The sequence below is a fragment of the Aurantimicrobium sp. genome, from assembly GCF_036667855.1.
In the GTDB taxonomy this organism is placed as follows: domain Bacteria; phylum Actinomycetota; class Actinomycetes; order Actinomycetales; family Microbacteriaceae; genus Aurantimicrobium.
This window is the reverse complement of the sequence record NZ_JAVWTF010000017.1, coordinates 26,654-34,699: the sequence shown is the minus strand read 5'-3', so window position 1 is coordinate 34,699 and position 8,046 is coordinate 26,654. Positions and strand designations below refer to the sequence as shown.

The following is an 8,046-nucleotide window of genomic DNA, read 5'->3' as shown; positions in this document are numbered from 1 at the left end:
TGCTTTGTGTTGCTCCGAGAGTTTTTCTGAAATCTTATTGAGTTCGAGGTTCGCCACGACGAGACCAGCTTGAACACGGTCATGGAGAAGGTCCGCTACTTCTCGGCGGGTGTCCTCATCGGCTTGAAGTAGAAGTGAACGTTGTCTGTCAACCTCGGCAAGGGCACTTTCGGCACGGCTGGCTTGTGCTCTCACGCGCTTCTCTCCCACACCGAAGATGATGGAGACAACCAATATCGCGAGATACACCCGCACGCTGTTGAACGGGACATCCTTGAAGGGCCTGTTATAAAAAAGGCCATAGGCCACAGCAAAACCTAAAGCAATGAGTGCAATACCCACGTGGTAGATGAGCTGTTTCCGTCGGAGTGGCTCAGTTCGTCGCATGGCCCACGCAAGTACGGCAAAACTCAGACCGAGAGAGAGGCCTATCGTCATACTCGATGGGAAACTTTCCAGCCAGGCCATCACTGGTACTCTTCCTGCGCTCACCGCTGCCCGAACGTCAGAGAATTGGTTGAGAAAGGCTGAAATGACTCCAAATCCAATGGGGCGGATAGACCAGGGTCCCGCGATGAATCCAGCTAAGCGGCGGGCAGGATTACGTGACGTGCGTGTGTTATTCGCCATGAGTCCAGGCATAGCTTCGGCTTCGTCGCAGATATCGCAGCACTGCAGTTGTGCGCAGGTCCGTGCCAGGAGCAGGTTCGGGCACAATCACTTTGTAAATTCTCGAAAGTTCCTGACGGATAGTCACCGCAGAAACCCCTAACTTCTCTGAAATGTGGGGGACATCTATGCCCTCCACGATGAGAGCCATGATTTCGTGTTGGCGTGGGGTGAGTTGCTCAAACTCAGTTGAGGATTCGCTTCGCTCTGTTTCCAAGATTTTGGGGTCAATGATGGAAAGCCCTCGTGCTGTTGAGCGCAAGACATCTACTAAGTAGGGCATATCGATGGATGCGCTCTTTTGGATGGTGGACCATCCTTCGAGGTTCCGAGCTGAAAGTTGAGAGAGAAAATTGACCTCAGCATGTTGAGAGTAAATCACGATACCGATGTTGGAGTTGATGGATCTCAACTGAAGTGCAAGTTCCTGGCCTGTGGCGCTGTTGTGACCGAGAGCAATATCGAGCAAGGCAACATCTATTTGAGATGTTTGAGCACACTCAAGAGCTTCGTGAGAATTTCCAACGTTTGCCACAACGTCAATGCCGTCTTGGCTGTGGAGTAGTTTGCTCATGATGGCACGCAGAGCGGGGTCGTCTTCGACATAGAGAACTCGTGTGTCTCTCATGGACCCCTCACTTCTAAAGGCACTCTCACTTTTACAACATATAGCGGGACCCCGGTACGGAGGTGCTTTCATACAGTTGTATGAACAAAACGTTGGCAACAGATTTATTCATTATTTTGTGAGCATGACTTCCTCGGTATCTGTGCTTCGTAAATGGACCCTTTCTGGCTTGATTGCTCTGCTCGCAGCGACATTGGGCTTGCTGCCTGCAGTGTCTGCTTCCGCAGTGGGTAATCTCGATCAGCAAGCAACGGGTACAAGTACTCGTTGGTACTACATCATGAATAACGTTTCACTCGCACAAGATTTCACTGCGGGTGTCAGTGGAACCTTGGATCGATTCACTATCGATGGTTTTGCATTTAGTAATCCTTCGGCAGCTCTTACCGCAAATATTTATGCGGTTGATGGTTCGGGATTCCCAACTGGATCATCACTTGCGAGCGCCTCTGTTGCACAAACAGCAATCCCTACAACTGTTACCACCATTGTTTTTGATTTTGGAACGCCAGCAACAGTTACTGCAGGAACGCAATACTCAGTTGTACTTTCCACAACAGGTTCGGGTGAGTATCACTTTGAAAATGCCACGTCTGTTCCAGCTGGTGCAAAGGGCGTCAAGCCGGGCGCTGGAAATGTGGGATGGCAGAACTACATAGATTCAGGTGTCACTCCTAATCAAACGAGTTTCCGCTTTGCAACGTATGTGTCACCTACGACTTCGCCTTCCCCCAGTGCTACAAGTTCTTCAGTGAGTCCAAATCTGGCTAACACAGGCCTGGATTCCGCGGGCATCACCCAAGTTGGGTTAATGGCGGCAGGATTGTTATTTGCTGGAATCCTCGGGTTGATTTCCGCAAAGAGTCGTTCTCGCCAGCGCCAGTAGTTACCTCAATTTTGTTTCTCATACATGTGTATGAGAAACCTCAGAGCACATTCCGTTTAGTTTATTTTTGGGCACATGAAGAAGTTCCCAAAATCTGTAATGACAGGTATTTTCACGGTCGTGTGTGTAGTAACTGTCGCTGTCACTTCGTTGTTTTCAGCTATTGCGGCGAATGCAGTTGGCAATCTTGACCAACAGTTCACTTCTGGAGGGACTTATTCGTCTTATGGAGCGCTTTCTTCCACGATCCTTCGAGGGCAATCATTTACTGCAGGATCAAATGGATTGCTCGATCGCATCACCATAGACATGCGAAAGACAGGAAACCCTGGTGTCATTAACGGTTCACTGTATTTGGCTTCAAATGGTGTTCCAAGCGGAAGTCCTTTGGCTGTAACAACCGTCAACGAAACAGACGTGTCGTCATCATCAGTTACAAGCGTCATTTTTGATTTTTCGTCTCCCGCAACTGTGACTGCAGGAACGTCTTATGTATTTGTCTTGGCGGCGCCTAATGCTGTTTCTGGCGGAATGATGAGTCCACCAAAGTTTTACTCGATTTACAACGGACCAGCTGCTCCTACCGGCATGTTAGAGGTATGGTCAACGGACGCTGGGTCGACATGGAGTGTCGGTAGTTGGAGCTTTTTCGCTGCGTCCTACATCACCCCAGTGGTTCAGTCTTCTCCGTCATCAAGTAGTTCTTCTTCACCTTCTCCATCTTCAAGTAGTACCTCTACGCCCTCTCCATCAGTCACTGCAAATTCTTCTTTAGCTGATACAGGAATTCACGGCTACGAAAATGAACTCATTCTTGGATCGGGAGTGATTTTTGTCATATTGGGAAGTGTTGGATTGAATCTCTCTAGAGGGCGACGTTTACTCAAGAAATAATGACTCTCAGCCAGAGTTAAGGAATTACCCCAACAAGGTTTGCACGAAGCTGACCAGCAGGCTCGTGCCGAGGGTGAACATCACCACAGCAATAATGGCGTCTAGTACGCGCCAGGCTGTGGGCTTCTTGAATACAGGATCCAGCAAGCGTGCTCCAAAACCCAGGGTGCTAAACCAGATGACGCTGCCGAGCATGGCACCGGCGGCAAACCACCAGCGGTCAGCTTCATAGGTTCCGGCAACTGACCCCAACAGCAATACGGTGTCGAGATAGACATGGGGGTTGAGGTAGGTCAGCGCTAAAGCCGTACCGGCAGCAACCTTCAGGCTTACTTCTTTACCGCCAGTATCAGTGTTGAGAACTTCGGGTTTCCACGCACGTTTGGCAGCCATGACACCGTAAGTGCATAGGAACACACCGCCAATGACTTCGATAAGAAGTAACAGCCATTCGAGCTGCTGAATAATTGCGCCGAGACCTGCCACGCCAACTGCAATGAGCAAAGCGTCTGAGAGTGCACATATCGCCACGATGACAAAGACATGCTCTTTGCGTAAGCCCTGGCGTAGAACATAGGCGTTTTGGGCACCAATCGCCACGATGAGGGAGAGTCCAAAACCTAGACCGGCGAGCGCAGCGGTCAGGAGCGGAGTCATGATTCGAGTATACTTGCTGGTTATTCTCAGCTAGCTACCGGTTATTTCCCAGCTTCACTGGATTGACTGTTGTCAACTGCAACAACTATCCCGGGAGTTATGAATGAACTGTCCTACCGACGGCGCAACACTGGTGATGTCCGACCGTGCAGGTGTCGAAATTGACTACTGCCCACAATGTCGCGGAGTCTGGCTAGACCGCGGTGAATTAGACAAGATTCTTGAACGCTCCGCTACCGTCGGTGCTCCTGCAGTCTCTGCTGCTCCAAGCATGGATGCTCCACAGCCTCGCTATGACAACTACAACCAGGGTTACCAAAAGCGACCCAAGAACTGGTTGAGCGAAATATTTGATTAGACCCCCAACGCCTCATTGGGTAGTCGGGCCTCCACGTCTCAGGAGGCCCGACATTTTTAATTCGTCGCTGTGGGCGAACGGCACTCCGCCTGAGGCGAACACTGCCGTGTTGAGCGTGTTTGCTCCGCTAGATTCGAAACACCGCAAGAGAAATGTCTCGTGGTTGTTGAAATGGAGCTGACATGGCCGAAATGGTAATGCCGAACAATGTGTTTGAGCGTCTACTGAAGGACCGCATCATTTGGTTGGGTTCGGACGTGCGTGACGACAACGCCAACGAGATTTGCGCGAAGATGTTGCTTCTTGCTGCAGAAGATGCCGAAAAGGACATTTACCTCTACATCAACTCTCCTGGTGGTTCGATTACGGCCGGTATGGCGATCTACGACACCATGCAGTTCGTTCCTAACGACATCGTGACCGTGGGTATCGGCATGGCGGCATCCATGGGACAGCTGCTGCTGACCTCGGGCACCAAGGGTAAGCGCTACATCACTCCTAACGCTCGTGTCCTTCTTCACCAGCCCCACGGTGGCTTTGGTGGTACTGCTTCTGACATTCAGACTCAGGCACAGCTCATCAACTCGATGAAGCAGAGCCTGGCTGAAATCACGGCATCTCAGACCGGCAAGACCGTTGAGCAGATCAATGCTGATGGTGACCGCGACCGCTGGTTCACCGCTCAGGAAGCTCTCGAGTATGGCTTCGTTGACCACGTTCGTGCATCCGCAAGCGACGTCGCTGGTGGCGGCGGAACCAAGACTGCGTAAGCTCCGGAAAAGATACGAGGACTCATTATGACTATTCCCAACTTTGAGAGCCGTTACGTTCTTCCTACTTTTGAAGAGCGCACCGCTTACGGTTACAAGCGTCAGGACCCTTACGCAAAGCTGTTCGAAGACCGCATCATCTTCTTGGGTGTCCAGGTCGATGATGCATCTGCTGATGACGTCATGGCTCAGCTTCTCGTTCTGGAAAGCCAGGACCCTGACCGCGACATCGTGATGTACATCAACTCTCCCGGTGGTTCATTCACCGCGATGACCGCGATCTACGACACCATGCAGTACATCCGCCCCCAGGTTCAGACCGTCTGCCTCGGCCAGGCAGCATCCGCTGCAGCTGTGCTGTTGGCTGCTGGTGCTCCAGGTAAGCGTCTGGCTCTGCCTAACGCTCGTGTTCTTATCCACCAGCCTTCGACCGGTGATGCCGGCCGTGGTCAGGCTTCGGACATTGAAATCCAGGCCAAGGAAATCATGCGTATGCGTGAATGGTTGGAAGAGACCCTGTCCAAGCACTCCAACCGCTCCATCGAGCAGGTCAACAAGGACATCGACCGCGACAAGATCCTTTCGGCTGCGGAGGCACTCGAATACGGTTTGATCGACCAGGTTCTCACTTCGCGTAAGAACGCAGCAATTACTGCGTAATCACGGAAAGTCACACGAAAACCCCGGCTTCGGTCGGGGTTTTCTCATTTTCTGATTGACTAACTTTGTGAAAGAAGATGAAGGGGCAATACGACAAGGCGTTCGTTTGACGTCCGTGGAACCGACTCCAAGTCTTCCTCCTCAGGTTTGGGCCAATGATGTTCAGCTCTCAATTACCCAGTACGAATGGGCAACCCCTGACGGTTTTGTTTCTCACATCGTGGAGAAGCCTGAAGACGCTGTAATTACACCAGTTCGGCTTGCAACTCGAACACTTCGTCTCACTATTTCCCCATCCGCCAAACCATCCGCGTTTGTCATCAGTTTCTTCGCAGACGCCGATGAATATGGATTTCCCTTGGTGTCGTCGGGCTTAAACATTGATTGTTTCGAATCCGACCAATGTCGCATAACTTTCGAAGATTCGTCCATGAACGTTGAAGTTGATCAAGTGGGAACATTTCGATTTGCTGTGATTCGTGTCGCGTACCTCAACGGAGCGTTGGCAACCACTCAGGAGAAAATGTTGTCTACCGCTTCGTGGGTAATGAGCTTCACCACATAGTTGCCTTTGTTGGGTTGATTTTCTTGCCCTCTGATTAGTGTCAAAAACTTATGGCAAATATATTTTCTGTATTTCGGCACGCCGAGGCGTCACATCCACAGGTGACAAAGAACGTCTGTGGTTCGGGTTAGGCTCGAATGTCTAGATATTCAGACGTTTGAAGGAGTTGACCATGGCACGTATCGGCGAAAGCGCTGACCTGCTCAAGTGCTCCTTCTGTGGCAAGAGCCAGAAGCAAGTAGCTCAGCTCATTGCGGGCCCCGGCGTCTACATCTGTGACGAGTGTGTGGAACTCTGCAACGAGATCATTGAAGAACGTCTGGCAGAAGCCAATGAAGAGGGCGTCATTGCAGATTTCGATCTGCCTAAGCCCCGAGAAATCTTTACCTTCCTTGAGGAATACGTCATCGGTCAGGAGCCAGCCAAGAAGGCTCTCTCCGTTGCGGTCTACAACCACTACAAGCGCGTGCGCGCAGGTGAAGGTGTCAAGACTGCTGAGGACAAGGCCAACGAAGTTGAGATTGCCAAGAGCAACATTCTTCTGATCGGCCCCACCGGTTGCGGTAAGACCTACCTCGCTCAGACTCTTGCACGTCGTTTGAATGTTCCGTTCGCTGTTGCTGACGCAACATCGCTGACGGAAGCCGGCTATGTCGGTGAAGATGTGGAAAACATTCTGCTCAAGCTCCTGCAGGCAGCTGACTTTGATGTGAAGCGTGCTGAGCAGGGCATAATCTACATCGATGAAATCGACAAGATCTCGCGCAAGGCTGAGAACCCCTCGATTACGCGTGACGTTTCTGGTGAAGGTGTTCAGCAGGCACTGCTGAAGATCTTGGAAGGCACTGTTGCCTCCGTTCCACCACAGGGTGGCCGTAAGCACCCCAACCAGGAATTCATTCAGCTCGACACCACCAACGTGCTGTTCATTGTGGCCGGTGCATTCGCAGGACTCGAAGACATCATTCAGTCTCGTGCGGGCAAGACCGGTATCGGTTTCGGTGCACCCTTGCAGAGCAAGGATGAAGCACGTGACTTCTTTGCTGAGGTTCTTCCTGAAGACCTCCACAAGTTTGGTTTGATTCCTGAGTTCATTGGTCGTCTTCCCGTTATCGCAACGGTGTCGCCACTGGACCGCAGTGCTCTCATCGACATCTTGACCGAGCCTAAGAACGCTCTGGTCAAGCAGTACCAGCGCATGTTTGCTCTCGATGATGTGGAGCTCGAGTTTGAGCCTGCAGCACTCGATGCCATCGCTGATCTTGCTGTGCTTCGCCAAACCGGTGCTCGTGGTCTGCGTGCCATCTTGGAAAACGTCTTAGGTCCGATCATGTTTGAGGTTCCCTCAACCGATCAGATTCACAAGGTCATCATCACGGCAGAGTGTGTGAGCGAGAACGCGGCACCCACCATCGTGCCTCGCCTGGCTTCTGCCATCGTGGATGAGCCTGAAGAACGCACTGCCTAAACAGCACTGCTAACATTTCTATATCGCCAACACTGGTGAGTAAGCGACTGCCGAGCCCGGCCCACGCTTCGCGGATAACAATCCTGTTTATCCTTCATGCGAATTGTGCCCCGAGGAATATCGATGAGTAACGCACCAGCCACTAGCTCAACAGAGCTCAACATTGGCGTGCCTTTCTCCTTCGAGGTTTATCCTCCGCGCAATCCTGATCTGCGCGAAGCACTCAACAAGACCATTCTTGAACTGGCTGCCACGGGCCCCGACTTCATCTCGGTTACCTATGGCGCGGGTGGTTCTTCTCGTGATGCGACCCTCGACTGCGTGAAGTTCATCCTCGCAAATACTGATGTGGAGCCCATGGCTCACCTCACCTGTGTTGCTGAGTCCTATCAAGGCGCCAACGAGCTTGTGAGGACATTTCTCGACGCTGGTGTGCGATCATTCCTCGCCCTGCGTGGAGACCCACCAGAGGGCACTCAGGAGGGCGAAGA

Annotated in this window: 11 protein-coding genes; 8 read left to right on the top strand and 3 right to left on the bottom strand. The window is 51.8% G+C overall.

All coding sequences use genetic code 11. The features are described 5' to 3' along the window. Together RR877_RS05300 and RR877_RS05295 are read right to left on the bottom strand one after the other, a co-directional pair. The coding region (locus RR877_RS05300) for a hypothetical protein (protein ID WP_332627773.1) at nt 1–630 on the bottom strand (630 nt) is incomplete at its 3' end. Beyond that, complete coding sequence (locus RR877_RS05295) at nt 620–1,297, bottom strand: response regulator transcription factor (protein WP_162532674.1); 678 nt, start codon at nt 1,295–1,297, stop codon at nt 620–622. The genes RR877_RS05295 and RR877_RS05300, both read right to left, overlap by 11 nt. A 124-nt stretch (nt 1,298–1,421) precedes the next feature. On the opposite strand from RR877_RS05295, the gene RR877_RS05290 reads away from it, so the two are divergent. Together RR877_RS05290 and RR877_RS05285 are read left to right on the top strand one after the other, a co-directional pair. Further along, the gene (locus RR877_RS05290) at nt 1,422–2,183 is read left to right on the top strand and encodes a hypothetical protein (RefSeq protein ID WP_332627772.1); all 762 of its coding nucleotides are present in this window, start codon (nt 1,422–1,424) and stop codon (nt 2,181–2,183) included. Between the two features lie 75 nt (nt 2,184–2,258). Further along, nucleotides 2,259–3,077, top strand: a complete 819-nt coding sequence (locus RR877_RS05285; protein ID WP_332627771.1) for a hypothetical protein — start codon at nt 2,259–2,261, stop codon at nt 3,075–3,077. Nucleotides 3,078–3,101: 24 nt separating this feature from the next. On the opposite strand, the gene RR877_RS05280 is transcribed toward RR877_RS05285, so the two are convergent. Then, the gene (locus tag RR877_RS05280; protein ID WP_332627770.1) at nt 3,102–3,734 is read right to left on the bottom strand and encodes a LysE/ArgO family amino acid transporter; all 633 of its coding nucleotides are present in this window, start codon (nt 3,732–3,734) and stop codon (nt 3,102–3,104) included. Between the two features lie 103 nt (nt 3,735–3,837). Here RR877_RS05280 and RR877_RS05275 point away from each other — a divergent pair, with 103 nt between their 5' ends. The 6 genes from RR877_RS05275 to RR877_RS05250 form a co-directional block, all read left to right on the top strand. Continuing rightward, nucleotides 3,838–4,092: a zf-TFIIB domain-containing protein gene (locus RR877_RS05275; protein WP_332551427.1), complete on the top strand. Its 255-nt coding sequence runs from the start codon at nt 3,838–3,840 to the stop codon at nt 4,090–4,092. Nucleotides 4,093–4,274: 182 nt separating this feature from the next. Beyond that, complete coding sequence (locus tag RR877_RS05270) at nt 4,275–4,862, top strand: ATP-dependent Clp protease proteolytic subunit (protein ID WP_110233674.1); 588 nt, start codon at nt 4,275–4,277, stop codon at nt 4,860–4,862. A 27-nt stretch (nt 4,863–4,889) separates the two neighbouring features. Further along, entirely contained in the window at nt 4,890–5,522 is a 633-nt protein-coding gene (locus tag RR877_RS05265) for an ATP-dependent Clp protease proteolytic subunit (RefSeq protein ID WP_110233672.1), read from the top strand. Nucleotides 5,523–5,637: 115 nt separating this feature from the next. After that, nucleotides 5,638–6,087 carry a hypothetical protein gene (locus tag RR877_RS05260; protein ID WP_332627769.1) on the top strand — a complete coding sequence of 150 codons (450 nt, stop codon included), beginning with the start codon at nt 5,638–5,640 and terminating at the stop codon, nt 6,085–6,087. Between the two features lie 172 nt (nt 6,088–6,259). Then, entirely contained in the window at nt 6,260–7,555 is a 1,296-nt protein-coding gene (gene clpX / locus RR877_RS05255) for an ATP-dependent Clp protease ATP-binding subunit ClpX (RefSeq protein WP_332551428.1), read from the top strand. Between the two features lie 123 nt (nt 7,556–7,678). Beyond that, a partial coding sequence (locus RR877_RS05250; RefSeq protein WP_332627768.1) for a methylenetetrahydrofolate reductase occupies nt 7,679–8,046 on the top strand: 368 nt, incomplete at its 3' end.

Bases quoted from the DNA above. Each gene is read 5' to 3' on its own strand.
- clpX (WP_332551428.1), top strand. From the start codon at position 6,260: ATGGCACGTATCGGCGAAAGCGCTGACCTGCTCAAGTGCTCCTTCTGT.
- RR877_RS05275 (WP_332551427.1), top strand. From the start codon at position 3,838: ATGAACTGTCCTACCGACGGCGCAACACTGGTGATGTCCGACCGTGCA.
- RR877_RS05280 (WP_332627770.1), bottom strand. From the start codon at position 3,734: ATGACTCCGCTCCTGACCGCTGCGCTCGCCGGTCTAGGTTTTGGACTC.
- RR877_RS05265 (WP_110233672.1), top strand. From the start codon at position 4,890: ATGACTATTCCCAACTTTGAGAGCCGTTACGTTCTTCCTACTTTTGAA.
- RR877_RS05285 (WP_332627771.1), top strand. From the start codon at position 2,259: ATGAAGAAGTTCCCAAAATCTGTAATGACAGGTATTTTCACGGTCGTG.
- RR877_RS05270 (WP_110233674.1), top strand. From the start codon at position 4,275: ATGGCCGAAATGGTAATGCCGAACAATGTGTTTGAGCGTCTACTGAAG.
- RR877_RS05295 (WP_162532674.1), bottom strand. From the start codon at position 1,297: ATGAGAGACACACGAGTTCTCTATGTCGAAGACGACCCCGCTCTGCGT.
- RR877_RS05290 (WP_332627772.1), top strand. From the start codon at position 1,422: ATGACTTCCTCGGTATCTGTGCTTCGTAAATGGACCCTTTCTGGCTTG.